Genomic DNA, 26,396 nt, shown 5'->3' with positions numbered 1-26,396 from the left:
CTTGTGAACCTGACGCAGTTCACATCTACCGCACGACGGCGTACTCATGCCCGCAGGCCAGGCAATGGCTCAGCCATTCGCCCAGAAACATATTCAGCTGGGCCTTTTCGTCCGGCTGATGCATTGAGGCGTTCGGGTAAGGATAGATGCCGCGAAAGCGTCGCGCATGTTCGGCGCTGACGACTTCGGCCATGCACGCGTCGTGATAGACCTGAACTTCCAGTTGCGGCACCGGCAGCCACGGCAGGCTGTGTTCCTGGCGCACTTGCAGGGTTGTGGTGTACGGACAGACCTGCAGCACTTCGAGGGCCAGCACGCCGAGCATCTGGTCGCCGTGGGTCACGGCAATGCGCCGCGCCTCCGGCTCGTTGCGCATGTCCGGCAACAGTCGCATCAGGCGCGCGTAGTTGGCCTCGCAGGAGGCTTGCAGCCCCACGAGGTCAACCCGATAGCGATCGCGCAGTTTGTTTACGACCATAACCCCCTCACTTCAGCGCGGTTCAAAGCTAGCCATTGCAAGGCAATGATGCTGGCCGCGTTGGCAATTCGTCCGTCGCGTACGGCCTGCAGGGCATCTTCGAACGCCCAGACCGTGACGCGGATATCTTCTGCTTCTTCCTCCAGCCCATGCAGGCCGCCGACGCCGGTGCTGTCGCAGCGCCCCAGGTACAAGTGCACAAATTCATTGCTGCCGCCCGGCGATGGAAAGTATTTGATCATCGGCCAGAGCGCCCCGAACACAAGCCCAGCTTCCTCCTGCGCTTCGCGGTGAGCAACTTCTTCCGGCACTTCATCCTTGTCGATCAGACCGGCGACCAGCTCGATCAGCCAAGGATTGTCAGTCTTGCCCATGGCGCCGACGCGAAACTGCTCGATCAACACCACTTCATCGCGCTGCGGATCGTACGGCAGCACGCACACCGCATCGTGGCGAACGAACACTTCACGATTGATCTCGCGACTCATGCCACCGGCGAACAATTCGTGACGCAAGTGCACACGATCGAGCTTGTAGAAGCCCTCGTAGCACCTTTCGCGCCGAACGATATCAACGGCGGTCGGAATGGCGTTGGCAAAATCAGTCATGACTATCCTCTTTACTGCAAATCCGTTATGAGGCTCCTTTTTGTTACTTGCAACCTCGACTTCGCGCCATCCTAACGCGCCCGCGACCTTTGATGCAGCCCCTTTACAGTCAGCGGGATAGACGGTGAGGGTGAAACCAACTCTAATTAGCTTAGTGGCGAACTGACTGCTTCGTTGAGAGTCGAAGCGGATAACTTTTTGCCTTTCCCTGTTTTATGAAGGACGCCCATGTCGCTTTTTAAAATCGCCTCCGTGGCGGTAATCGCCCTGACCCTGGGCGCCTGCCAGAGTTTGTTCCAGCCCAACTACCGGACGCCGCTGGAAACTACCCGCGATGCATCCGAACAGCTGAAACCGGGTTGCACAACACCTGACTGCCCGCTGGTGAACATCGATACGCTGCGCTTCCCGGCCGAACCGCAATTGGACGGCATCATCGAAAAACGCCTGCTGCAAATGACCCGCACCTCGCCCGACGCCCCGGTGGCGCCGACGCTGGCAGCGTATCGCGAGCAGTTTTTGAGCAGTGCCGGCCCGCGTTACAGCAGTTATCTGCAAGCCAAGGTACGTGAGCAGCATGACGGCTTGGTGATCGTTGAATTCTCCAGCTACCTGGACACCGGCGGCGACCATGGCACGCCGGGCCGCAGCTTCATCAACTATTCGCGCCAGCAACACAAAGTGCTGACACTGTCGGACATGCTGGTGCCGGGACAGGAAGAGGCGTTCTGGAAAGCCGCGCAAGTCGCGCACAACAGCTGGCTGATCAGCACCAAGCTCGATCAGGAACCGGAGTTCGTGAAGCAGTGGCCGTTCCAGAAAACCCAGAACGTGGCGCTGACGTACGGCGGGGTGATCCTCAAGTACGAAGTGAGCACCATCGCGCCTTACGCGCTGGGTCACGTCGAACTGAAGATCCCTTACCCACGCCTGAACGGCATTATCAAGCCCGAGCTGTTTCCTGGCCGTAACTGAAGGCCCGACCCAGCACGAGTTGCAGCAACCCTGCCAGAATCAGTGACGGTAGGGTTGCGCCGATGTCCGGATACAGATTAGCCAGCAAATGATAGGTGCTCACCCCGCCCAACCAGGCGAGTAGCGCCGGCCAGCGCAATGCGGCTGACGCCATGCGAGCACCGCGTTTGCGCAGGATGAAGTGATCCACCAGCACCACGCCGAACAGCGGCGCAAACACCGAACCGATCAACAGCAGGAAGTTCTGGTACTGAGCCAATGGCGCCAGACACGCGATCAGTGTGCAGATCACACCGATGGCCAGCGCCAGATGTTCGACCTTCATGCGCAGCAGAATCCCGCTGGAAACGGCCGCCGAGTGAATGTCGGCGAAAGCATTTTCCGACTCGTCCAACAGGATCAGCAGCAGCGGAATCCCGAGGCCAGCACCCGCCAATGCCAACAGCAAGGCATTCACTTCACCGCTCGGCGCAAACGCCAGGGTGTAGGCCACGCCCAGGCTCATCAGCCAGAAGTTACCGATAAAGAAACCCACTGCCGTGCCGCCAAACACATTTTTCGCACGCTTGCCGAAACGCGAGTAGTCGGCAATCAGCGGCAACCACGAAAGCGGCATGGCGATGGCAATGTCGAAGCCCACGGCGAACGGCATCGAACCATCACCGGCCTGCGCCCACAACGCCGCCAGATCGGCCTTGGCGAACAGGTTCCAGGTCAGCCAGATGCACGCGGCCAGCAGCAACCAGATGCCCCACTTGCGCAGGATCTGCCGCACGAATGTCAGCGGACCACTGACGGCCAGCAAGGTCGCCAAACCACCAAAGAACACGGTCCACAGCAGCGGATTGGACAACAGACTGCCTTCGCTGAACGCCCGCGCGCCGAGCAGGCTGGCGGCGTCGCGCATGACGATGATTTCGAACGATCCCCAACCGATCAATTGCAGCAGGTTCAGCACGGCCGGCAGGCTCGCGCCTTTTGCACCGAGGCTGAGTTTGAGCGCGGCCATCGACGACAGTCCGGTGTCGCTGCCGATCACGCCGACGGCGGCCAGCAGCAAAACGCCGACCAGGGTGCCGAGGAAGATTGCCAGCAACGAGCCGGACAGGCCCAGACCTGGCGCGAGCAGAGCGCCGGTCTGCAGGACCATCAGGCCGATGCCGAGGGAGAACCACAGGGAAAACAGATCGCGGCCGCCGAAGACACGTTTGTCTTTGGGCACCGCGATATCAGGGGAATAAGTGCTGGGTTGAATGCTCAAGGGTGTTATCTCAGAGGGACATTTGTTGTTCTTTTGATCGCTATCGCCAGCAGGCTGGCTCCCACAGGGGACTTGTGAACACCACAAATCCAGTGTGGGAGCCAGCCTGCTGGCGATGGGGTCCTTTCAGGCCCCACCTTTTCAGGTCAGATCAAACCTTCTTGTACAGCTGACTGCCTTCCTGTTTGAACCGCTCGGCCTGGTCCGCCAATCCCTGGGCGACTTCGGCGTCGACGGTTTCGATGCGCTGGTTGGCCGCGTATTCGCGGACTTCCTGGGTGATCTTCATCGAGCAGAATTTCGGCCCGCACATGGAGCAGAAGTGCGCGACCTTGGCCGAATCCTTCGGCAGGGTCTCATCGTGATACGAACGAGCAGTGTCCGGATCAAGGCCCAGGTTGAACTGGTCTTCCCAACGGAATTCGAAACGCGCCTTGCTCAAGGCATTGTCGCGGATCTGCGCGCCCGGATGCCCTTTTGCCAGATCGGCGGCATGCGCGGCGATCTTGTAGGTGATGATCCCGGTCTTCACGTCATCCTTGTTCGGCAGACCCAAGTGTTCCTTCGGCGTCACGTAGCACAGCATGGCGCAACCGAACCAGCCGATCATCGCCGCACCAATACCCGAGGTGATGTGGTCATAGCCTGGCGCGATGTCCGTGGTTAGCGGACCGAGGGTGTAGAACGGCGCCTCGTCGCAGCACTCAAGCTGCTTGTCCATGTTCTCTTTGATCAACTGCATCGGCACGTGGCCTGGGCCTTCGATCATGCACTGCACGTCGTGCTTCCACGCGATCTTGGTCAGCTCACCGAGGGTTTCCAGCTCACCGAATTGTGCCGCATCGTTGGCGTCGGCAATCGAGCCCGGACGCAGGCCGTCGCCCAGCGAGAAGCTGACGTCGTAGGCCTTCATGATTTCGCAGATGTCTTCGAAATGGGTGTAGAGGAAGTTCTCTTTGTGGTGCGCCAGGCACCACTTGGCCATGATCGAACCGCCACGGGAAACGATACCGGTGACGCGTTTGGCGGTCAGCGGCACGTAGCGCAGCAGCACGCCGGCGTGGATGGTGAAGTAGTCGACGCCCTGCTCGGCCTGTTCGATCAGCGTGTCGCGGAACAGCTCCCAAGTCAGGTCTTCGGCAGCGCCGCCGACTTTTTCCAGGGCCTGATAAATCGGCACAGTGCCGATCGGCACCGGCGAGTTACGGATGATCCACTCGCGGGTTTCGTGAATGTGCTTGCCGGTGGACAAGTCCATGACCGTGTCCGAACCCCAGCGAATGCCCCAGGTCAGTTTCGCCACTTCTTCTTCGATGGACGAACCCAAAGCGCTGTTGCCGATGTTGCCGTTGATCTTCACCAGGAAGTTACGGCCGATGATCATCGGTTCCAGTTCGGTGTGGTTGATGTTGGCCGGAATGATCGCGCGACCGCGGGCGATCTCGTCACGGACGAATTCGGGGGTGATGATTTTCGGCACACTGGCACCGAAGCTGTGACCGGCGTGTTGCTGGTCCAGCAGGCCGGCGGCGCGAGCCACTTCAAGCTTCATGTTTTCGCGGATGGCGACGTATTCCATCTCGGCGGTGATGATGCCTTTGCGGGCGTAGTGCATCTGGCTGACGTTGGCACCGGCCTTGGCGCGGCGCGGGTTGTTCACGTGGGCGAAACGCAGCTTGGTCAGCTCGGCATCGGCGAGGCGTTCCTGGCCGAAATTGGAGCTGAGGCCGGGCAGACGCTCGGTGTCGCCACGGGATTCGATCCACGGCGAACGCACATCGGCCAGGCCTTTGCGCACGTCGATGATGACGTTGGGGTCGGTGTAAGGGCCCGAAGTGTCGTACACAACGACCGGCGCGTTGATCTCGCCGCCGAAATCGGTCGGGGTCACATCAAGGCTGATTTCGCGCATCGGCACGAGGATGTCCGGGCGAGAGCCCTGAACATAGATTTTTTGCGAGCGGGTAAACGGCTGAACCGATTGTTGATCGACTTGGGCCGAATCACTCAGGTTCGTAGTGTTTTTTAGTTTTATCGTCATCACGGGCTCTCCAGACACACATCCAGGCAGTGGATTTTTGTCGGAGCGAACCTGTAAACGAATGGACGCACGGGCGCTGGGAAAACCAGCTGTGCTGTGCTCAGTGCTCGAGGGGTGTTCGATTGTCGAACAACATCCCGGACGAAGCACAAGAGGACTCGCCGGGTGACGAGAAATCTTGTTCCCTACGCAGGCGCTAACCTGATCAGGTTCAACGGGATCCGAAATTATTCGATCTCAGCCTCATAGCAAGGCACCCCGACAAGAACCCGGCCAGTCTAGACACAACTGGCAAAGAACGCCAACACCGCGGTAAACACCATGATGAATGGCGTAATTACAGGATTGTTGCCGCACGTGGGCGCAACTACACTCGCCATGCCATGCTGCGCCTTGACGCTGTATGAGCCGCGCCGTAGCCTTGGCGCTCAAATTATCAGCGTAATTTTTTAGGGATGGCCTCATGCTGCGCAAACTCTCACTGGCCCTTGCCGTGTCTTGTGCGTCCAATGGAATGGCCTGGGCAGCAGAAGCGCCCTTATCGACCAAGAACGATCTGGTCAGCGTCTATCAGGAAGCGGTCGACAACAACGCCGACCTGGCTGCAGCCATCGCTCAATATGGCGCCCAGAAAGAAGTCGTGCCCCAGGCCCGCGCCGGGCTGCTGCCGAACCTCTCTGGCGGCGCCGAACTTGCCAACGTGCGCACGGTGATCGATCAGCCTTCAGCTACCGCCAACCGCAATGCTCATTCCTATCAGGCGACCTTGGCGCAACCGCTGTTCCGTGCTGATCGCTGGTTCCAGTTCCAGGCCGCCAAAGACGTTAACGAACAGGCTGCGTTGCAGCTCTCGGCAACCCAGCAAAACCTGATCCTGCAAACTGCCGTCAGCTACTTCAATGTCTTGCGAACCCAGGACAACCTGGCGTCAACCAAGGCCGAAGAAGCCGCGTTCAAACGCCAGCTCGATCAGTCCAACGAACGCTTCGACGTCGGTCTCTCGGACAAAACTGATGTGCTGCAATCGCAAGCCAGCTACGACACTGCACGCGCCAACCGAATCGTCGCGCAGCGCCAGGTAGATGATGCGTTCGAAGCCCTGATCACCCTGACCAACCGTCAGTACAACTCGATCTGGGGCATTTCCCATACCTTGCCGATCCTGCCACCAGCACCGAACGACGCCAAGGCCTGGGTCGATACGGCAGCCAGACAGAACCTCAACCTGCTCGCGAGCAACTACGCCGTCAGCGCCGCCGAAGAAACCCTCAAGCAGCGCAAGGCCGGCCATGCGCCGACCCTCGACGCCGTGGCAAAGTACGAGAAAGGTGACAACGACGCTTTGGGCTTCAGCAACCCGAATGGCTTCCCCCAACCGTACGGTGGCAACGTCGAGCAAACGACGGTTGGCCTGCAACTGAACATCCCGATCTACAGCGGCGGCCTGATCAATTCCCAGGTGCGCCAATCGTATGCACAACTGGACCAGTCCGAGCAGCAACGTGAATCCCTGCGCCGGCAAGTGGTGGAAAGCACCCGCAACCTGCATCGCGCAGTGAACACTGACGTTGAACAGGTGCAGGCACGCAAGCAGTCGATCATCTCCAACCAGAGCGCCGTGGAAGCGACCGAAATCGGTTATCAGGTGGGCACGCGAAACATCGTCGACGTACTGGATGCGCAGCGTCAGCTGTACACCTCGGTGCGCGACTACAACAACACGCGTTATGACTACATCCTCGATAACCTGCGCTTGAAACAGGCCGCGGGTACGTTGAACCCGGGGGATTTGCAGGACCTGGCGCGTTACCTCAAGGCTGATTACAACCCGGACAAAGACTTCCTGCCGCCGGACCTGGCGAAGGCTGCGGCGGCGCAGTTGAAGGCAAATCCGACGCAATAAAAAGCAAAAGATCGCAGCCTCGTTTCACTCGACAGCTCCTACAGGATGAATACAAATCCCGTGTAGGAGCTGTCGAGTGAAACGAGGCTGCGATCTTTTTATGTCAAGCGACTCGGTCTAACGCTCGATCAACCGCCCCAACCCATCCAGCAACCGCTGCAACGCGCCCTGATTGGTGCGCATCACTTTCAACCCTGCCTCCGCCATCCGCTGCGCATCGCGCGGCAACTCGAACAGCCGCTGCACCGCCAGCGCCAGACCTTCGGCATCCTCCACTTCCTGCAATGCCCCGGCGTTGCGCAGTTGCGTGGCGATTTCGAGGAAATTGAACAGGTGCGGCCCGCTCAATACCGGTTTCGCCAGAGCTGCCGGTTCCAACAGGTTGTGCCCACCGTTCGGCACCAGACTGCCGCCAACAAAAGCGCTATCAGCCAAGGCATACAGAAACAGCAACTCGCCCATGGTGTCGCCCAGCAGCACCGACGTACCGGCGGTGACGGGTTCGCCAGTGGAACGACGGACCGTGGCGAAACCCTGTTGCCGACACAGCTCGAACACCGGGTTGAAACGCTCTGGATGGCGCGGCACCAGAATCAGCAACGCATCGGGATGATTGGCCAGCAACTGACGATGAGCCGCCAGCACCACTTCGTCTTCGCCTTCGTGCGTACTGGCAGCGATCCACACCGGGCGCTCCTGGGTTTGCCATTGCGCACGCAACTCGGCGGCACGCTGAAGCAGTGCCGGGTCGATGGTCAGATCGAACTTGATCGAGCCGGTCACTTCCACGGTTTGCGAACGCGCACCCAAATCGCGGAAGCGCTGCGCCTCGGCCTCGGTCTGCACTGCGAACAGGCTCATCTCGGCGAGCATCGGCTGGGTCAGTTTGCTGAAGCGACCATAGCCCTTGGCCGAACGCTCGGACAGTCGAGCGTTGGCCAGGGCCACGGGAATCCCGCGCCTGGCGCACTGATGGATATGGTTCGGCCAGAGCTCGGTCTCCATGATCACCGCCAGTTTCGGCTGGACCCGATCAAGAAATCGCTTCGCTGCGCAAGGCAAGTCGTAAGGCAAATAGCAGTGCTGGATGCGCGGCTCATTGGCGAACAGTGCGTGAATGCGCTCCGAACCGGTCGGGGTCATGCAGGTCACGGTAATGGGCAACTGTGGATAACGTTGCAGCAAGGCGCGAATCATCGGCGCCGCGGCAATGCTTTCGCCCACCGACACCGCGTGCACCCAGATGCCGCCCGTTTTCATCGTCGGTAACCCGAGGGAGAAACGTTCGCCAATGCGCTTGGCGTACGCCGGCGCCTTGCGCGCCCGCAGCCACAGCCGAATCGCTACCAGTGGCAGCCCCAGGTAAAACAGCGCGGTGTAGAGAGTTCTATTCATGGCGGCGGAGTTTATCGGCTTTTGTCGCCGATCGTCTGCAAGTGCACGGCAAAACGTTCGGCCAACCAACGAGCCGCCGGACCCAGAGGTTCATCGCGGCGCCAGACCAGCTCCACCACCAGCGCCGGCGGGGTCCATTCGCTGTTCAGTTCGACCATCAAATCCTGATACGCCGGGTACTGCACCACGTGGCGCGGCAGCCAGGCCCAACCGAGTCCGCGCACCAGCCATTCAGCCATCACGTAGAAACTGTCGGCCCGCCAGACTTGCGGGCTGGCGGGCTCGCTCCCGGGATAGACACTCGACTGTGTGGACATCAGCAACTGACGATGCTGCGCCAGTTGCTGACAGTCGACCTGAGCCTGTTTCGCCAATGGGTGGCCGACGCCGCACACCGTAACCATTTCGACGCTGCCCAACACCCGCCGCTCGAGCGCTTCGGGAATCTGGTCGTGATAAAACAGCAGCCCCAGATCGGCCCGACGCTCCACCAGTTTACGCGCCACATCGCCTTGGGCGGCGCTGGTCAATTGCACTTCAAGGCTGGGAAATTGTTGAGCCAGAGCTTCGAAGCTTTCGATGATCGGCTGATAGGGCATCGCCTCATCCTGGGCCACACGCAAACGAGCCTCCTGGCCGCGCATCATGGCCAGCGCCCGACCGTTCAGGCGTTCACATTGGCGCAGCACTTCCCGCGCCTCGTCCAACAACGCGTTACCGGCCTCGGTGAGTTTCGGCTGGCGGCCGCTGCTACGGTCGAACAGGCTGACGCCCAAGTCCTCTTCCAGCAGCGCAATCGAACTGCTGACCGCCGACTGCGCCTTGCGCTGATCCCGCGCCACCGCAGAAAACGAACGCTGCTCCGCTACGCTGACAAACAGCCGCAGCTGCTCCAGATTCCATTGCGTGTTCATGGCTCAACCCATCTTCAGAACAGATAGGTAATGACTTTACCGCATCTGGAGAATCTCTAAAATGCCGACCTCAGAAAGCAACACTTCACACGAGGATGCACCTATGACCGCTTACTACTACCTGGCCATTGCCATCTGCGCCGAAGTGATCGCCACCGTTTCGATGAAAGCGGTCAAAGGCTTCAGCACCCCGCTGCCGCTGATTCTGGTTATTGTCGGTTATGGCATCGCCTTCTGGATGCTGACGCTGGTGGTGCGCAGCGTTCCGGTGGGCGTGGCTTACGCGGTGTGGGCCGGCATGGGGATCGTGATGGTCAGCGTTGCGGCGCTGTTTATCTACGGGCAGAAACTGGATGTGCCGGCGATGCTGGGGATGGCGCTCATCGTATTGGGCGTGGTTGTTATCCAGCTGTTCTCGAAAACCGCCGGCCACTAAAGCCGAAACACAATCCAGTGTAGGAGTGAGCCTGCTCGCGATAGCGGTGTGTCAGCTTGCATAGGTATCGGCTGGCATGACGCGATCGCGAGCAGGCTCACTCCTACAGGTTTTGCATCCCTCCAATTGATCACCAGCAAATCCCCTTTTCTTCGAGTCTGTATACTGCGTCCTCGTCTTGAACACTGAGGTCGCTGCATGCCATCCGTTATTTCCACCGACGTTCTGATTGTCGGCGCTGGTGTCGCCGGCCTCTGGCTGAATGCGCGCTTGCGCCGCCAGGGTTTTTCGACTGTGCTGGTGGAAAGCGCCAGCCTCGGTGGCGGGCAAAGCGTGAAATCCCAAGGCATCATCCATGGCGGCGCCAAGTACGCATTGCATGGTGCCTTGACCGGTGCCTCGGAAGCTATCGCCGACATGCCTCGGCGCTGGCGTGAAGCCCTGGCCGGTGACGGTGAACTGGACCTGACCGGCGTGCGCCTGCTGTCCGAAGCTCATTACCTCTGGTCCCCCGGCACGATCGCCGGCAATCTCACCAGTTTCTTCGCCAGCAAGGCCGTGCGCGGTCGTGTCGATCAGGTCAAGGGCGAGCAACTGCCGCCCGCCCTGCAAGACAAGCGCTTCAAGGGCAAGGTCTATCGCCTGGCGGAACTGGTGATCGACGTGCCGAGCCTGATCCAGCGCCTGGCCGATCTGGCGGGTGATGGCCTGCTCGCCGGCCAGAACATCGAACCGCTGCTGGAAGGTGGAAAACTGGTCGGCCTGAAGGTCGACGAGCGCGAAATTCGCGCCCAGCGCATCGTCTTGAGCGCTGGTGCCGGTACGGCAGCGCTGCTCGAAGCACTGGGCCTGAGCCAACCCGCCATGCAACGCCGACCGTTGCACATGATCATCGCCAAAGGTCCGGGTCTCAAACCGCTGTACGCCCACTGCCTGGGCGGCGGCACCAAGCCGCGCATTACCGTGACCACCCATCCGGCCGCCGATGGCCAGTGGGTCTGGTATCTGGGTGGCGATATCGCTGAAGCCGAAGGTGTTGCCCGCGAACCCTCCGAGCAAATCGCCACGGCGCAGAAAGAACTCGGCCAGTTGCTGCCATGGATCGACCTGAGTACGGCGCAATGGGCCACCCTTCGAGTGGATCGCGCCGAGCCACTGCAATCGGGACTGACCCGCCCTGACAATGCATTCCTTGCCGAAGAAGGCCGGCTGCTGGTCGGCTGGCCAACCAAACTGGCGCTGGCGCCGGACTTTGCTGATCGTGTCATCGCCTCCCTGCAGCGCGACGGCATCCAGCCAAGCCAACCGGCGCCGCTGCCCGACCTGCCAAAACCGCCGATGGGCGTCCCTGCCTGGGAGCAACTGCTGCCATGAGCCAACCGACCTTGCACGATCTGCATCGCCCGCTGGGCAGCACCGGCCTGTTGGTTTCGCCACTGGGCCTGGGCACCGTAAAACTCGGCCGCGACCAAGGCGTGAAGTACCCCAACGGTTTCCAGATTCCCGATGATGACGAAGCGCGCATGCTGCTCAAACTCGCGCGCGACCTGGGCATCAACCTGATCGACACCGCCCCGGCCTATGGCCGCAGCGAAGAACGCCTCGGTCCGCTGCTGCGGGGTCAGCGTCAGGATTGGGTGATCGTCAGCAAGGTCGGCGAAGAGTTTGCCGACGGTCAGTCCCATCACGACTTCAGCGCCGCTCATACCCGGCTCTCGGTCGAGCGCAGCCTGCAACGGCTGGAAACGGATTTTATCGACCTGGTGCTGGTGCACTCCGACGGCAACGACCTGGCGATCCTCAACGACAGCGAAGTCTATGCGACCCTCGCGGCGTTGAAGAGCGAAGGCAAGATTCGCGGCTTCGGTTTTTCCGGCAAAACCGTCGAAGGCGGTTTGAAGGCTCTGGAACAAGGTGATTGCGCGATGGTCACCTACAATCTGAACGAGCAGAACGAGAAGCCAGTCATTGACTATGCTGCTGCTCACGGCAAAGCCATTCTGGTCAAAAAAGCCCTCGCCAGTGGCCACGTATGCCTGAGTCCGGGTGTGGACCCTGTTCGCGCCAGCTTCGAGTTGTTGTTTGAACATCCGGGTGTTGCCAGTGCTATTGTCGGGACCATTAATCCGCTGCACCTCGCCCATAACGTCGCGACCGTTGCCCAGGTCCTACGTAGAAACTGATGCCGCCCACGCGGCCTTAAGCAGGAGCCGACATGCCGCGTACGCTCATAAGAAAGAACCCGAGCAACTTCAAGACCCTGCCGTTATTCGTCGAAGCGACTCCCGAAGGCCTGAGTTATCAAAGCGTCGGGATGCCGCTCAATTTCTCCCAGACGCTGCAACGTCGTCGCCCGGTGACGGTCGCCGACACTCAGCGGTTTTCGCTTGAGCTGGCCAACCTCGGGGTCTCGGTGCGCCTGACCCTGCATTGGCAGAACCGCGATTACTGGGTGTTGGTGCGTCAGCGTCGGCAAGACCGTGGCGACGTGGTGCTCAAGCTGATCTCCGGTTACGTGCCCGCCCATGAGCTGAACCTGCCGCTGCACACCGCGATTCAGGAAATTGCCGAAGAGTGCCTGCTGGAAACCCCGGAAGGCTGGCTCGGCGGGCGTTTCAACGACACCTGGCTGCCGGCGCCCTACTCGTCCGCGCTGCATTATCGCGAAGCCCTGCCGTTTCGCCTGACGCCGCTGTCCGGCTCCGCGCGGCCAGTGCGTTGCGCCAAGATGCAGTTGATCGAACGCCCGCGGGCTTACGTACATTTGCCGACGGCTTCACTGCAATTGATCTATGACTTGCGCCTGGACGTGCCCAAGGAGGCCAAATCCCTGAGCCTGTTTCATGTCGATGAACGACTGGAAGGCGATCAACTGGTGGCCCGGCTCGATCGAAAACGTCCCGATTTGTATTTGATGCCGCTGCAGGACGGCCAACCGATGGCCGAGCTCTATACCTTGAAAAAGGATCAGCTGTACCCGGCGAGTACTCGCGGGTTGTACCTGGCGGAGAGTTTTGCCCAGCAGGAAGGCTGGCTGGTGAGGGATGAGCGAATTCGCTGGAAGGATTGGGTGCGACAACAGGGCTTGAGCCCGCCGGGGAAAGATTCAGGTTTGGCGCGGTTGCGCGGGAAGGCGAAGCAATTGCTGAAGAGAATCGTACCGCGTAAAAAAGTCAGCTCTTGATAGATCGTTCCCACGCTCCGCGTGGGAATGCAGCCCGGGACGCTCCGCGTCCCAACAGCGGACGCAGAGCGTCCGGTGAGGCATTCCCACGCAGAGCGTGGGAACGATCATGCTGGGTCAGTTATTGCGGATTTTCTCGACAATCGCGGTAGTCGAGCTGTTTTCCACCAGCCCCAGCACTTTCACCGTTCCGCCGTAAGCAGTCACGATGTCCGCGCCGACAACCTGCTCGATTCCGTAGTCCCCGCCCTTGACCAGCACATCCGGCTTGACCTCGCGCAGCAGGTTTTCCGGGGTGCCTTCAGCGAAGCTGATCACCCAATCCACGGCGCCCAGACCTGCCAGTACGGCCATGCGACGGTCGACGCTATTGATCGGACGACCCGGACCTTTCAGGCGGCTGACCGACGCATCGTCATTGACCGCGACGATCAAGCGATCGCCCTGGGCACGCGCCTGCTCGAGGTAGGTCACGTGACCGGCGTGCAAAATATCGAAGCAGCCGTTGGTGAAGACAATCTTCTCTTTATGCGCACGCGCATCATCGACCGCCAGCAACAGCTGCTCAAGGCCGAGTACACCGCGCTCGGAACCTTCTTCACGCTGAATGGCGCGACGCAGTTCCGGTGCGCTGATCGCCGCCGTACCCAGTTTGCCGACCACGATGCCCGCCGCCAGGTTGGCCAGGGCCACCGCGTGGGGCAGTTCTTCGCCCGCGGCAATCGCGGCCGCCAGGGTGGAAATCACCGTGTCGCCGGCACCGGTCACATCGAACACTTCACGGGCACGGGCTGGCAGGTGCAGCGCCGGATGATCCGGACGCAGCAGGGTCATGCCGTGTTCGCCGCGGGTCACCAGCAACGCGCCGAGGTCGAGGTCGTGCATCAGCTGCGCGCCCTTGCTCACCAGCTCGTGCTCATCGGCGCAACCGCCGACGATGGTTTCGAATTCGCTGAGGTTCGGAGTGATCAGGCTCGCCCCCCGGTAGATCGAGAAATCCTTGCCCTTGGGATCGGCCAGCACCGGAATACCACGGGCACGGGCCGCCTGGATCAGCACCTGATGGTTTTTCAGCGCGCCTTTGCCGTAATCGGACAGCACCAGCACTTTGATGCCTTCGAGCAACTCGTCGACTTGCTCGCCCAACGCCAACGCGTCGGTGGCGAAAGGTTCTTCGAAGTCGATACGCAGCAGTTGCTGGTGACGGCTCATGACCCGCAGCTTGACGATGGTCGGCTGGTGCGCGATGCGCTGGAACAACGCCCGCACGCCAGCGCCCTTGAGGCTATTGGCCAGGCTGTCGGCAGCTTCATCGTCGCCGGTCACGCCGACCAGCGAGGCCGGTGCGCCGAGGGCGGCAATGTTCAACGCAACGTTGGCGGCACCGCCCGGGCGGTCCTCGATTTGCTCGACCTTGACTACCGGTACCGGCGCCTCAGGGGAAATCCGTGAGGTACCACCATGCCAGTAACGGTCGAGCATGACATCGCCGACCACCAAGACAGGGGCTTGATCGAATCGCGGCATGGACAACTTCATGGAGCAACCCACATACAAAATGAACAGGGGCGCGATATTAACACAGGGTTGGCGTGAGCTTGTGTGACGGCTGCAACGGGATGATTCGGCGGGGCTTTCTGCTCATTAATTGATCAGAAAATCCGTCCGCGGTGCGCAGATTTATTCAGGCTTGGTCAAGAAGGGTAAAGGTCTGGGTACACATCACCGGACGCATTGCACGCCAGGTGTGCAAAAGGGGTGAGCCAGGCTCACCCCTTTTGTAGGGTCAGGCGATGTCGCCAACCGGGGCGTCGAGGCCCATCGCATGCAGGCGCGCGTAATAGCCGTTTTGCGCCAGCAGTTGAGCGTGGGTGCCGCGCTCGACGATTTCACCATGGTCCATGACCAGGATCAGGTCGGCTTTCTCGATGGTCGACAACCGGTGAGCAATCACCAGCGTGGTGCGACCTTTCATGACCTGATCCAGTGCCGCCTGAATGTGCCGCTCGGACTCGGTATCGAGCGCCGACGTTGCCTCGTCGAGAATCAGCAACGGTGCGTTCTTCAACAAGGCCCGGGCAATCGCCAGGCGCTGACGCTGGCCACCGGACAGCAACACGCCGTTTTCCCCGACCTGGGTGTCCAGGCCTTGCGGCATCTCCGAGATGAAGTCCATCGCGTAAGCATCCGTGGCGGCCTTTTCAATGTCGGCACGTGGGGCGCCGGCCAGGTCACCGTAAGCGATGTTGTTGGCGATGGTGTCGTTGAACAGGGTCACATGCTGTGTCACCTGCGCCACGTGTCGACGCAGATTGCGCAGGCGATAGTCTTCGATTTCCACGTCATCGAGCATGATTTCGCCAGTTTCGTGGTGATAGAAGCGCGGAATCAGGCTGGCCAGGGTCGACTTGCCGCTACCCGAACGACCGACCAGGGCGATCATTTGCCCCGGTGCCGCCGTGAAGCTGATGTTCTTCAGCACTTCACGCTCGGTCCCTGGATAGGTGAAGCTCAGGTTGCGCACATCCAGATGGCCGCTGACGCGATCGCGCTCGACGGTACCCTGGTCAATCTCCGGCTCGACGTCCAGTTGCTCGAAAATGCTCTCGGCACCGGCAACGCCTTTCTGGATTGTCGAGCTGACTTCCGACAGTTGACGAATCGGCTTGGGCAACAGGCCCGCTGCGGTGATGTAGGCCACCAGGTCACCGGCGGTGGCGTCGCCGCGCAGGAACAGTACCAGGAACATCAGCACGGCCATGGCGGTGTAGATCACCAATTGCAACATGGGCGTGTAGACCGCACCGGTCTTGGTCATGCGCAGTTGCTTGTCGGTGTTGCCCTGGCTGGCTTCGGCGAAACGACGCTCTTCATAGCTCTCGCCGCCGAAGCTGCGCACCACGCGATAACCCTGGATGGTCTCGGAGGCTACGTGAGTCACGTCGCCCATCGCCACCTGGATTTTCTTGCTCTGCTTGCGGAATTTTTTGCTGGTGCTACTCACCATGATCGCGATGATGGGCAGGATCGCCAACATCACCAGGGTCAGTTTCCAGTTCATCCACAACAGGTAAGCAAACAGGAACACCACGGTCAGGCCTTCACGAATGACCACTTTGATGGCGTCCGTGGCCGCACCGGTGACCATGGTCACGTTGAAGGTGATGCGCGAAATCAGGTGCCCGGAGTTATGGGTGTCGAAATAACGGTTGGGCAATACCAGCAATTTGTTGAACAACTCGACACGCAAGTCGTGGACCAGCCCAAGGGAGACTTTGGCCAGGTAGTAGTTACCCAGGAAAGACCCCAGGCCTTGCCAGGCAGCGATCAGGATGATCAGCAGCGGCACGGCCATCAGCAACTGCAAGTCTTGCAGATAGGGAACAGTCGGGAAGAGCACCGCTTCGGGGTTGCTCAGGCCATCGACGAAATATTTGAGAATCCCTGCGAGCATGGGCTGCGTCGAGGCAAAAATCACAAAGCCGACAATACTGATGGCAAACATGCCCCAGTACGGGCGCACATACGACAGCAGGCGCAGGTAAATCTTCAAGCTCGACGGCGCAGGCGAATCAGGGCTGGTCATGAGAACCCGTTGTATGAGAAAAGAGCCCGCGAGTGTAACACAGGCCATTTTAGTCGCTGAGCTGCGGTAACATGGCCGGCTATCCATGCCTCACGGCGCCCAACCCGGAGTATTGATGCAAGCGCTTGATCACACCCGATATCTCGCCCTGCGCGAGGGAGCACAAGTCCTTGAAGCGGATGGTTCGGGGGACAAGGTTCTGCGGTTGACGGACGGTTCAATACTCAAACTGTTTCGCCGCAAACGCCTGCTGACGTCGGCCGCGTGGTACCCGTATGCCAAACGCTTTGCCGACAACTGCGATGCGTTGCGTGAACGGCACATCCCCTGCCCGTCGATTCGCCAGGTTTACCGTATTGCGAGTATCGAGCGCGATGCCGTGCACTACGATCCACTGCCGGGCCAGACCCTGCGTCAGCTGCTGGACATCCAGGGCGATGCCGATCCGTTGCGCGGTCAATTGGGGGTCTTCATGGCCACTTTGCATGAGCGGGGGATTTACTTTCGCTCGGCGCACCTGGGCAACATCGTGCTCACACCCGAGCATCAGTTGGGCCTGATCGACATCGCCGACATGCGGGTGTATCGCCGTCCGTTGCGCAAGACTCTGCGGCTGCGCAACTTCAAGCATATGGTGCGTTACCCGCAAGATCGGCAATGGTTGCTCGACGGTCGCGGCGAAGTCTTCATGCACCATTATGGCCAGACCCAGAGCATCTGCTCCCCGGAGGAGCTGAGCGTCGCCCTGCAAACATGATCCGACTGCCTTCGCCTCCGGGGAGGAGGCGAAGGTCAGGCATTACGCCAGCGCGGGTTGTCGCGCCTTCAGCACGCGAGAGAGGATCATCGCGGCGGGCAGCAGCACCAGCGGCCACAACTCGTCAGGGTTACCAATCAGCAAACTGCCATCGAAATTCAGCATCACCAGCGCACACGCCAGGTACATACCCCACCCGTCGCGCAGACGCCAGGCCTGCCAAAGGGAGGTGGCCATCAGCCCTACGAACAACACCAGCGCGACCCCGCCGCTGTAAAGTCCCAGCGCTACGAAAATGTTGTGCGGATGCTGAATCGGCATCCAGCCATCGAGCACCTGGGTGGTGTGGAAGCCGATGCCGCAGCCCAGTGCCCAGCCGCAGTGGCGCCACTCGCCGACCATGATCTGGAAGATTTCGATACGGTACGAATCGCCTCGATTCCAGAGGGACTGGTACCAGGCTTCGTTGTGCACCACCAGGAACAGCAGACCTAAAATGATCGCGACAATCGCCACCGCAGTACCCACCAGCCGCGGCTTGAGGTAAATGCCGTAAAGCACCCAGATACCAAACAGGAACACAGCCCCCACAAACGCAGTACGCGTCTGCAGGACGAAGGCTACCGCGAACACCGACAAAACGATGGCCAGGCCACCCTCGATATACCTTCGCTCCCTGAGCCAGATTGGCAGCGCCAGCGCCAACGCACAGAACAGCCAAATGCTGGCGTAGATGACGTTCTCCAGGCGCGCCGGAAGCAGCGCCACCCGGCCGCCGACGGCGAACTCACCGGTTGCCCAACCGTAGAGCGCGCTGCCGAAGATGTACAACGTCAGAATCCAGAACTGAGCGCGAATAAACGCCGCACTGCGGAAGAACTGCGGATCGGTAAGGGCGCCCGTCACCATGACGAACATCAGTACATAGAAGACGTGTTTGTAGAATTGCATCTGCCCTGCAATCGTCGCAGGCACCAGAAACCATAGAATGAACGCCAGCCAGCCCCATGCCAGCGGTTCCTTGAGCAAGCCCGCACCGCGCTCCTTGATCAGGAAGACCAGGCCCGGCAATGCCATCAAGCCGTAGAACAGGTTGTTGGTCCACTTCGACGACCAGCCCACCACAAAGCTCAAAAGAAACAGACAGAGCACCGTTCCGAAATACGCCATGGTGTTCTTTCCTGGCTTCATGCCGCTAAATTCCATGCAGTACCCAACCTATTGCCAGACCCAAGATAAGAGCTGCGATCAGCTTCAGCCGATCGAGACGTTTACGCCGTAATTTGTTCTCCCGCTCCTTGGGAACCACCACATGCTCACCGAAACCGGTGTGCAATACCGCGTCGTTTTCCAGAATCAACGCATAGCGATTTTCGCCAGCATACAGACGCGACAGTTCTTTCTCCCCCGAAAATCCGGAGTACGGTGCATGCATCAAGTAATCCACACGACGGCGCAGCCCTGGATTAAAGGAAAAACCTTGCCACTCGGCTTTTTGCGAGCCCAGTACGTAGAAAGGAATGCCATGGCTGACTTTGCGCTCGTTCAGGAACACGTAAGGACTGTGAACCATCAGGTCATGATTGAAGCTGCGCAACCAAACCTGCAGTGCCTGCGGATCTTCCTCCAGCAGGCACTGGGACTCTTCGATGAACCCTTCGCGGTAGAAATCCCAGTCGTCTTCACAGTGGAAAATCCACGATGTCTGCACCTGAGCATAAGCGGCATCGATGGACCGCAACTGACCCAGGCGTGGCTTGTTGATGAAAAACTGGGTATGCGCCCTCCAGTGCTCCGGAATACAGGCCTCTACGGCGCTGTCGCCGGAGTCCTCTGTAATGAACACTTTACGGATCGGAGCCGTGTTGTACCGGTCAAACGTCTCGAGGGTACGCTTCAACAGATCGAAGCGACCGCAACTAGTGATTACTACCGAAATGTCGCTAGTCTCGCTGAACAGCATTTATTTGCACCGCACCATTGGTTGTTTAATCGCCCGGCTTCACAGCCCCAGCGACAAGCGTAATTTTTCTTTCCAGCCCAGCGGGACATGCTCGCGCAGCGGCGCACGCAGGGCGTCGACAATCGCATGCCCTACAGCCCGGAAGGTGTAACGCTGCTCTACCAAAGCCTGTCCGGCCAATGAAATGGTCTCGGTCAGCTGTGGGGACTCGCGCAACACCGCCAGTTTTTCCCTGAGTTCGTCGCGGGTTCGGTAGAGCACGATGTTGTGCATATCGACAAACCCCAGCGCGTGATTCTCTGCTTCCCCTTGATCGTAAGCAAACAGCACACAACCACAGGCCATCGCCTCGAAATTCTTGATCATGTATTCGCCCATGCCGACGTCGGCACTGACGAAGTAACGGATCCGGCTCAACGTCTCGCAGTATTCCTCACCCGACTTGGTACGGGTGATCAGCAGGTTCTCCACTTCGGCCACGGACTCGAGCATGGCCTTGCGTCCGGCATACGCCACGCTGTTGAGACTGCCGACGAAACCCAGCTCGATATCCCGTTCACGCTGGCAGTTTTGCAACAGTGCCTGATCGTAGCCCTTGGGCACGAAATGCGCGTCAAACCCTTCCTCACGCAAGCGCTGGCTGACCATGAAACCCGAGCTGATCACCCGCGCCCAAGGCAGCTTTCGGTAATGCGCACTGAACTTGCCGGTGTACTTGCACGGGATGTAATTCTGGTACGCATCGTGTTCCAGAATAACCAGATTGGGCAGGGTTTGGATGAACCTCACCTGTCTGATTTCTTTTTTGAAGCGCAGGAAAAAAACAATCCGGTCGTAGCGGGTCACATCGACATGCTTGCGAAAGTATCCACGCAAGTCGTCCTGCTCTGCGCTGGTCAGCTCGCGCTTGTCGCAGTCGCAGTGCTCGGCGATACCGTCATACAGTCGATCGAGGATCGCTCGCTGCTCTTTCTGCACCAGAAACAGAACTTTCAATTGGTCTCTCTCTTTCCAGACAGCTCTTGGACCCAGAATAATTCGTGGCGTCGCACCGCTTTACGGAAGAACTCGTTTTCGCCGAAAGCCGGCCAGTGTCGGGCCGCCAGACAACGTTGGATCGCCCGGCGAAGTAGACGCTTGAGGGGAAGTCGGGGCTGAAGGTCGTGCATCATGCCCAACGACATAGCCTTGTGCCACTGTTTTTCGGTCGACAGACACAGCGCCCAGGGCCGCAACGGTTCGTGATTATTGATCTGTGGCGGCAGTGTCACACCGGTCCCGGCATCACCCATTGGCCAGCGATCGTTGTCGTGTAGATGATTGGCGTAATGCAACAAGGTTTCGGGCTGCCAGGCTGTACCGTTCAGTGCCTGCATCACCGCTTGCTGTGAGCATAGATGGTCTGGGTGCGGGTCGAAACGCGGATGTGGCAAAACGATGACCTGAGGCTGGATGCGCTCGATCAACTCACTCAGGTCGGCCAGCAGATTGTTCCAGGACGGTATGCCATCGACGTCACTGCCCAGGGCAAACGGATTGAACCGTCGAAAATATCGGGTATCGCCAAGCTGTGCCTCACGGGACACCACGGCCTCGGTCGGCGTGCTTTGCATGGCGGGCAATTGCAGGCAGAAATACCCCAACTGAATGCAGCGTTCCTGAGGTACGCCGCCCCACAACGGCACGCTGATGCTATCCCAGGCGCGAAGCGAGCCTTTCAACCGGGACGCTTCGACACCATTGAGCCCTATCTGCTGATAGTGCCCGGCCTCGATTTCACCGGCAGTCAAGGTCACGATCCAGCTTTGACTGGCGCTGCTGTACAACCCGAAGGCGGCCAACTCGGCATCGTCGGCGTGGGGCGCGATCACCATCACCCGTTGACGGCTGTAATCCGGATGCTCGAACGCCCTGAGCACCGGCTCACCCAGCAGTCGGCAGAAACGCCCACGCAGGCGTAACTCACCTTGCGACAGCACCTGCGCCTGACCACTGAGGTTGAGGTAACGCAGGCCGTTCACACCACGCTCGAAGGTTTGTCGGTCCGGGTTATCCCCTCCCGACAACTCGACCACGGGATCGATGAAGCGTCCCAGCCAGGTGCTTTTTATCCGCAGCGCCAGGACCAGGGTGGCGTCGTCGACCAGCATGACGCCGTCGTCCAGGCGCAAACGCTCACCGTCGAGGTGAACCTTGGGCTGCTGGGTGTACGGTGGAAAGCTGTACTGATAATCGTCTTTGGGCGAGTAAAACAAATGGTCGGCAAACCATGCCTCGTGGGCAATCCAGCCCAGAACCGCGAGCACCAACGGCAGCCACCAGGTCACCAGCACACCCATGGCAATCAATAGCACCAGCGCGATGAGCAGACCGATGCGTTTGGTGCGCCGATGGCGCTTGAGTAATTGTTGTTTGCGGCTCATGGGCTGACTCATACGGTGAACACCGGCACAGGATTGCACCAGCGATCCTTGTATTCACGGTCGGCGCGCCCGAAAGAAAAGCGCAACGGTTTGTCCAACGCCCGGGCATGCTCCCAGGCGCTTTGCGTATTGAGAAAGCTCAGCACGCTGCCCGGACTGAATTCGCGGGTTTCGGGATCGACGCCGCCATTGATGTACTCGACGCTGATCCACTGCGGTGTCTCGACACGGTAGACCAGTTGAATCGCTATCGGCGCATCGTTGAGAAAAATCACCGAGCCGATCAGCAAATCACGCAGCAACTCGATGACCTCAGCCATGCGCTCGGCCCCCGTCGCCGGGAAGCCCCAGCGACGCTGGAACAGGTCGCAATAGATCGCCGCCAGTTCACTGCTGGAAAACTCCGCGACCGGCCGGACCACTCCGCCCGCTTCCTCCAGCAATCGCAATTCACGGCGCTGGTTGTAGCGAAACTTCTTCGACAGTTCTTCGGGAGTGCGGGCCATCGCCAGCTGTTCAGCCTGCAACTTGATGCCGGTGAAGCGGCCTTCATTCAGCGCCGACAGGTAGCGTCCACGATGACGCAGCGGCGCTTGTGCATCGGCAGCGGCCGGCAGGATGAACTCGGCATTACCGAGATCGAACAGGCCTTTTTTACCGCTGCGCTTGAGCACGTCCTTGGACAAGGCGAGGTCGCGGCCCCAGGTCGGGATCGCGGCTTTGACTTCACCGTTTTGCTCCCAGGCCAGGTAGCGCACAGGAATGTCGGCCAACTGCGCCAGTCGCTCGACCACCATGGGATGAGTGGCGACGCTGCCGCCATAACGTTGCCAGGCCTCAGCATATGTCGAGGCGTCGACTACCGCCCAGCCACGTTCGCGCCAGCCTTGAAATCGGTTGAGCATCAGCCCCTCGGCGCCAGTTCGGTAACGTGCGGCAAACGCCAGAAAGCATCGCGTACCGCGCGGTCGGAGAAGCGTTCACGCAAGCGATCGAGCATCAGCTCGGCGCACTGGTGACGTTGCTGCTCGTCCATCGCGGCCAGATGTTGCAGCCCTTGAGCCAAGTGTTCGGCATCGCCCAGCGGGAACAGAATACCGACGCCCTCGACCACTTCCTTCGCCCCGCCACACGCCGTGGCAAGCAACGGCACGCCGGCAGCCATGGCCTCCAGCAGCACCATGCCGAACGGTTCGTGATCGGAACTCAGGGCAAACACATCGAAGGCACGGAAATAACGTCGGGCTTCAGGCACCTGACCGAGGAACAGCACGCGGTCGCCGATACCCAATTCACGCGCCAGAGCCTTGAGGTCCTGCTCCAGTCGACCGGCACCGAGAATCACTAATTGACTGCTGGCCGGCAAACCCGGCAACGCCGCAGCAAAACCGTGCAGCAGCGTGGTCTGATCCTTGTCCGGATGCAGCCGTCCGACATTGCCGACAACCCAGGCATCCGGCGCCAGACCTAGGGTTTCCCGGGCCTCGCGAACAGACACCTGGCTGTCCTGCAAGGTCTGCACATCGATACGGTTATAGAGCGTCTGAATCCGCGCCGCCGGCCACTTCGGCAGGCAATGGCGCATATCGTCGCGCACGGCATCGGAAACCCCGAGCAGGCTCAGGCGCTTACGGAAAATATTCGCGAAGAGTTTGCGCGTGCCGCGCTTGTAATCGTCAAACGCGTGATGCACGCCAATCACCGGCAACGACGTGCCGAGCAAGGCGATATAAATAGGTTTGAAACGGTGAGCGATGCAAAAACTGAAATTGCGCGAGGCGGCGATCTTGCGCAGATCGCCGATGGCGCCCAGCTTCAGGCCACGAATGGCCTTGGAGCTGTACTCCATGAACAGCACTTCATCGGAAGCGCAGCCCGCGGCAACTTCGGCATCGGCAGCCCCGGTCAGAAACACCGTGGTCACTCGATAACCGGTCCCCGCGAACAGGCTGGCGTACTGCCGGGCGCAGTCCAGAAACGGCCCGTCATAGCCGTGACAGAACTGCAGCACATGGCGTTCAGCCGAGCGTGTCATATGCGTCCGCGCCCTCTTTGACCACCAGGATGTCTTCCATGATCAGATACTGTAGATCGGAACCGAAGAACATGTTCAGGGCGTCCGTCGGCGAGCAGATCATCGGTTCGCCACGACGGTTGAGCGAGGTGTTCAGCGACACGCCGTTACCGGTCAGCACTTCCAGCGCCTTCATCATGTCGTAGTAGCGCGGGTTGTATTCGCGCTTGAGCACCTGGGCCCGGGACGTACCGTCTTCATGGACGACTTCCGGCACGCGGGTCTTCCACTCTTCCGCCACTTCGAAGGTGAAGGTCATGAACGGCGCCGGGTGATCGATCTTGATCATCTGCGGTGCAACGGTGTCGAGCATCGACGGGCAGAAAGGCCTCCAGCGCTCGCGGAACTTGATCTGGTGGTTGATGCGATCAGCGACGCCAACGGCGCTCGGGCAACCGATGATCGAACGACCGCCCAAGGCACGCGGACCGAACTCCATGCGGCCCTGGAACCAGGCTACCGGGTTGCCATCGACCATGATTTTGGCGATGTTTTCCGGCATGTTCTCAAGCTTGCGCCATACCGGCTTGCTCGGGTGACGGGCACACGCGGCGAGCACGTCTTCGTTGGTGTACGACGGGCCGAGGTAGACGTGTTCCATCTTCTCGACCGGCACACCACGGGCGTGGGACACATAGGCCGCCGCGCCGACCGCGGTGCCGGCATCGCCGGACGCAGGCTGCACGAACAGTTCTTTAACGTCATCGCGGGCGATGATTTTCTGGTTGAGCTTGACGTTCAATGCACAGCCACCGGCATAGGCCAGTTTGCCGGTTTCCTTGAGCACGTCGCCCAGGTAGTAATCGATCATCTGCAGCGAGATTTTTTCGAACAGCGCTTGAATGCTCGCGGCGTAGTGGATGTACGGCTCGTCAGCGATGTCGCCTTCGCGCTTCGGTCCCAGCCACTCGATCAGCTTCGGCGAGAAGTAGTAGCCTTTGCCCTTCTCTTTGTAACGACGCAGGCCAATGACGTTGGCATAGTCGGTGTTGATCACCAACTCGCCGTTTTCGAACGAAGCCAGGCGCGAGAAATCGTACTTGCTGGCGTCGCCGTACGGCGCCATGCCCATGACCTTGAACTCGCCATCGAGCATATCGAAACCGAGGAACTCGGTGATCGCGCCGTACAGGCCGCCGAGGGAGTCTGGATCGAAGAATTCCTTGATCTTGTGGATCTTGCCGTTTTCGCCGTAACCGAAAAAGGTCGTGGCGTACTCACCCTTGCCGTCGATCCCGAGGATCGCGGTTTTCTCTTTGAAACCGGAGCAGTGGTAAGCACTGGAGGCGTGGGCCAGGTGGTGCTCGACCGGCTCGATCTTGATTTTCTTCGGATCGAAGCCCAATTGCTCGAGGCACCAGACAATCTTGTTGCGATAGCGCTTGTAGCGACGGTTGCCCATCAGGATCGCGTCAAGAGCGCGATCCGGGGCGTACCAGTAACGCTTGGCGTACTGCCAGCGAGCCTTGCCGAACAGACTGATCGGTGCGAATGGAATCGCCACCACATCAACGTCGGATGGCTTGATGCCAGCCTGCTCGAGGCAGAACTTCGCCGACTCGTAAGGCATGCGGTTCTTTGCATGTTTATCGCGCACAAAGCGCTCTTCCTCAGCCGCCGCGACCAGCTTGCCGTCGATGTACAACGCTGCGGAAGGATCATGGCTAAGGGCGCCGGACAGGCCAAGAATCGTCAATGCCACAGGGGTCTAGCCTCTTTAGTCTGCATGCAGGCGCAAGGCGCCTCAAAGATTAATGTGCCCTCGCAAAGGGCGAGAGGCAGCTAAAGGGCGGGATTATAGCGTAAACATGACGGGAATGACCCAGCGCTTATTACCCCCGTAAATATGACTTGGGCGAAAGCAGGCGGCATTGCTCATCCGCGGCCTGACCTCCAGTAAATACTGATATTGCCGTCGGTAGCTTGCCGGTAAACCGTATAGGGCAGGAGGACGGTATCGAAAACACCCGACAGGGTGAAATCCACCAATACGAACGGCAAAAGAATACCCGTGGGGTCAGGCGCTGCGTTTAATACGCAAAAGTCGTAGGCCAGACCACTGTAGATACGCGGGATGGACTGACAGTAAGTCTTTTGCTTTCTAAGGCTACGAGCCGAGTCTTCGTCATCCTGCAGTACCGTAACTGCGGTCCCGCAGCCTGATAAAACCAGTGCAAAAGTGCTCAGTAACACCGTCATTTTCATCGTCAAAATCTGCCCTCCGTGAACGTCAGGCAAACTAGCATCGCGGCTATTCAGGGCACAGTTCATGGGCTCTGTAGATCATGTAGGACGATTCATAAAAACCTGTCCCCTTGTGACACTCACGACTTCTTCGCTGGTGTCGGCCTCTTCGCGAGCAAGCCAGCTCCCACACTTGATCTGCTGTGAACACAAA

Annotated in this window: 23 protein-coding genes and 1 riboswitch; of the genes, 7 read left to right on the top strand and 16 right to left on the bottom strand. The window is 59.7% G+C overall.

The genetic code is table 11. The annotated features are described in order from the left end of the window. Positions 1-25: 25 nt before the first annotated feature. Both AC3IUE_RS02520 and AC3IUE_RS02515 read right to left on the bottom strand, forming a co-directional pair. On the bottom strand, positions 26-478 hold the full coding sequence (locus tag AC3IUE_RS02520; RefSeq protein ID WP_008153350.1) for a DUF1249 domain-containing protein: 453 nt from the start codon (positions 476-478) through the stop codon (positions 26-28). Next, complete coding sequence (locus AC3IUE_RS02515; protein WP_056746414.1) at positions 469-1,086, bottom strand: NUDIX domain-containing protein; 618 nt, start codon at positions 1,084-1,086, stop codon at positions 469-471. The genes AC3IUE_RS02520 and AC3IUE_RS02515 overlap by 10 nt, the downstream gene beginning before the upstream one ends. A gap of 228 nt (positions 1,087-1,314) precedes the next feature. On the opposite strand from AC3IUE_RS02515, the gene AC3IUE_RS02510 reads away from it, so the two are divergent. Further along, on the top strand, positions 1,315-2,061 hold the full coding sequence (locus AC3IUE_RS02510) for an RsiV family protein (protein WP_489265357.1): 747 nt from the start codon (positions 1,315-1,317) through the stop codon (positions 2,059-2,061). Here AC3IUE_RS02510 and cytX read toward each other — a convergent pair. Together cytX and thiC are read right to left on the bottom strand one after the other, a co-directional pair. After that, on the bottom strand, positions 2,030-3,322 hold the full coding sequence (gene cytX, locus AC3IUE_RS02505) for a putative hydroxymethylpyrimidine transporter CytX (RefSeq protein WP_489265355.1): 1,293 nt from the start codon (positions 3,320-3,322) through the stop codon (positions 2,030-2,032). The genes AC3IUE_RS02510 and cytX overlap by 32 nt on opposite strands. Before the next feature lie 151 nt (positions 3,323-3,473). Then, complete coding sequence (thiC, locus tag AC3IUE_RS02500) at positions 3,474-5,363, bottom strand: phosphomethylpyrimidine synthase ThiC (RefSeq protein ID WP_054053301.1); 1,890 nt, start codon at positions 5,361-5,363, stop codon at positions 3,474-3,476. A gap of 165 nt (positions 5,364-5,528) precedes the next feature. Next, positions 5,529-5,634: riboswitch (TPP riboswitch) on the bottom strand. A gap of 192 nt (positions 5,635-5,826) precedes the next feature. Between thiC and AC3IUE_RS02495 the strand changes: the two genes are divergently transcribed. Further along, complete coding sequence (locus AC3IUE_RS02495) at positions 5,827-7,266, top strand: TolC family outer membrane protein (protein ID WP_056746418.1); 1,440 nt, start codon at positions 5,827-5,829, stop codon at positions 7,264-7,266. Between the two features lie 117 nt (positions 7,267-7,383). Here the strand turns inward: AC3IUE_RS02495 and waaA are convergent, their stop codons facing one another. Together waaA and AC3IUE_RS02485 are read right to left on the bottom strand one after the other, a co-directional pair. Beyond that, positions 7,384-8,661, bottom strand: coding sequence for a lipid IV(A) 3-deoxy-D-manno-octulosonic acid transferase (gene waaA, locus AC3IUE_RS02490; RefSeq protein ID WP_489265352.1), 1,278 nt, complete (start codon positions 8,659-8,661; stop codon positions 7,384-7,386). A gap of 11 nt (positions 8,662-8,672) precedes the next feature. Continuing rightward, positions 8,673-9,575, bottom strand: coding sequence for a LysR family transcriptional regulator (locus AC3IUE_RS02485; RefSeq protein WP_056746428.1), 903 nt, complete (start codon positions 9,573-9,575; stop codon positions 8,673-8,675). Between the two features lie 103 nt (positions 9,576-9,678). On the opposite strand from AC3IUE_RS02485, the gene AC3IUE_RS02480 reads away from it, so the two are divergent. The 4 genes from AC3IUE_RS02480 to AC3IUE_RS02465 all read left to right on the top strand — a co-directional run bounded on the left by AC3IUE_RS02480 (position 9,679) and on the right by AC3IUE_RS02465 (position 13,195). Beyond that, positions 9,679-10,011 carry a DMT family transporter gene (locus AC3IUE_RS02480; RefSeq protein ID WP_008027887.1) on the top strand — a complete coding sequence of 111 codons (333 nt, stop codon included), beginning with the start codon at positions 9,679-9,681 and terminating at the stop codon, positions 10,009-10,011. Positions 10,012-10,209: 198 nt separating this feature from the next. Then, on the top strand, positions 10,210-11,385 hold the full coding sequence (locus tag AC3IUE_RS02475) for an NAD(P)/FAD-dependent oxidoreductase (RefSeq protein ID WP_056746430.1): 1,176 nt from the start codon (positions 10,210-10,212) through the stop codon (positions 11,383-11,385). Next, complete coding sequence (locus tag AC3IUE_RS02470) at positions 11,382-12,194, top strand: aldo/keto reductase (protein WP_046056445.1); 813 nt, start codon at positions 11,382-11,384, stop codon at positions 12,192-12,194. The genes AC3IUE_RS02475 and AC3IUE_RS02470 overlap by 4 nt, the downstream gene beginning before the upstream one ends. 32 nt (positions 12,195-12,226) lie before the next feature. Continuing rightward, a complete protein-coding gene (locus AC3IUE_RS02465; protein WP_008146227.1) occupies positions 12,227-13,195 on the top strand; it encodes a hypothetical protein in 969 nt (322 codons plus the stop codon). Positions 13,196-13,312: 117 nt separating this feature from the next. On the opposite strand, the gene hldE is transcribed toward AC3IUE_RS02465, so the two are convergent. Continuing rightward, positions 13,313-14,734, bottom strand: coding sequence for a bifunctional D-glycero-beta-D-manno-heptose-7-phosphate kinase/D-glycero-beta-D-manno-heptose 1-phosphate adenylyltransferase HldE (hldE, locus tag AC3IUE_RS02460; RefSeq protein WP_489265348.1), 1,422 nt, complete (start codon positions 14,732-14,734; stop codon positions 13,313-13,315). Positions 14,735-14,981: 247 nt separating this feature from the next. After that, complete coding sequence (gene msbA / locus AC3IUE_RS02455; protein WP_056746432.1) at positions 14,982-16,781, bottom strand: lipid A export permease/ATP-binding protein MsbA; 1,800 nt, start codon at positions 16,779-16,781, stop codon at positions 14,982-14,984. A 115-nt stretch (positions 16,782-16,896) separates the two neighbouring features. Here msbA and AC3IUE_RS02450 point away from each other — a divergent pair, with 115 nt between their 5' ends. Further along, positions 16,897-17,538: a BUD32 family EKC/KEOPS complex subunit gene (locus AC3IUE_RS02450; protein WP_056746434.1), complete on the top strand. Its 642-nt coding sequence runs from the start codon at positions 16,897-16,899 to the stop codon at positions 17,536-17,538. 42 nt (positions 17,539-17,580) lie between these two features. On the opposite strand, the gene AC3IUE_RS02445 is transcribed toward AC3IUE_RS02450, so the two are convergent. The 8 genes from AC3IUE_RS02445 to AC3IUE_RS02410 all read right to left on the bottom strand — a co-directional run bounded on the left by AC3IUE_RS02445 (position 17,581) and on the right by AC3IUE_RS02410 (position 26,209). Further along, complete coding sequence (locus AC3IUE_RS02445) at positions 17,581-18,729, bottom strand: O-antigen ligase family protein (protein ID WP_489265345.1); 1,149 nt, start codon at positions 18,727-18,729, stop codon at positions 17,581-17,583. 4 nt (positions 18,730-18,733) lie between these two features. After that, complete coding sequence (locus tag AC3IUE_RS02440) at positions 18,734-19,501, bottom strand: glycosyltransferase family A protein (RefSeq protein ID WP_056746438.1); 768 nt, start codon at positions 19,499-19,501, stop codon at positions 18,734-18,736. 39 nt (positions 19,502-19,540) lie between these two features. Beyond that, positions 19,541-20,497, bottom strand: a complete 957-nt coding sequence (locus AC3IUE_RS02435) for a glycosyltransferase family protein (RefSeq protein ID WP_489265343.1) — start codon at positions 20,495-20,497, stop codon at positions 19,541-19,543. Further along, positions 20,494-21,924, bottom strand: a complete 1,431-nt coding sequence (locus tag AC3IUE_RS02430) for a PIG-L deacetylase family protein (protein WP_489265341.1) — start codon at positions 21,922-21,924, stop codon at positions 20,494-20,496. Before AC3IUE_RS02430 ends, AC3IUE_RS02435 begins: the two co-directional genes overlap by 4 nt. An 8-nt stretch (positions 21,925-21,932) precedes the next feature. Next, positions 21,933-22,829 (bottom strand): antimicrobial resistance protein Mig-14, encoded by an 897-nt coding sequence (locus tag AC3IUE_RS02425; RefSeq protein ID WP_489265339.1) that lies wholly within the window; start codon positions 22,827-22,829, stop codon positions 21,933-21,935. Continuing rightward, positions 22,829-23,959: a glycosyltransferase gene (locus AC3IUE_RS02420; protein ID WP_462000575.1), complete on the bottom strand. Its 1,131-nt coding sequence runs from the start codon at positions 23,957-23,959 to the stop codon at positions 22,829-22,831. The genes AC3IUE_RS02425 and AC3IUE_RS02420 overlap by 1 nt, the downstream gene beginning before the upstream one ends. After that, complete coding sequence (locus AC3IUE_RS02415) at positions 23,943-25,700, bottom strand: carbamoyltransferase family protein (protein WP_056746448.1); 1,758 nt, start codon at positions 25,698-25,700, stop codon at positions 23,943-23,945. The genes AC3IUE_RS02420 and AC3IUE_RS02415 overlap by 17 nt, the downstream gene beginning before the upstream one ends. Positions 25,701-25,873: 173 nt before the next feature. Then, on the bottom strand, positions 25,874-26,209 hold the full coding sequence (locus tag AC3IUE_RS02410; RefSeq protein WP_462000732.1) for a YceK/YidQ family lipoprotein: 336 nt from the start codon (positions 26,207-26,209) through the stop codon (positions 25,874-25,876). Positions 26,210-26,396: the final 187 nt, after the last annotated feature.

It is taken from the genome of Pseudomonas sp. GL_093, from assembly GCF_057837605.1.
This window is presented reverse-complemented; position numbering and strand designations above follow the sequence as displayed.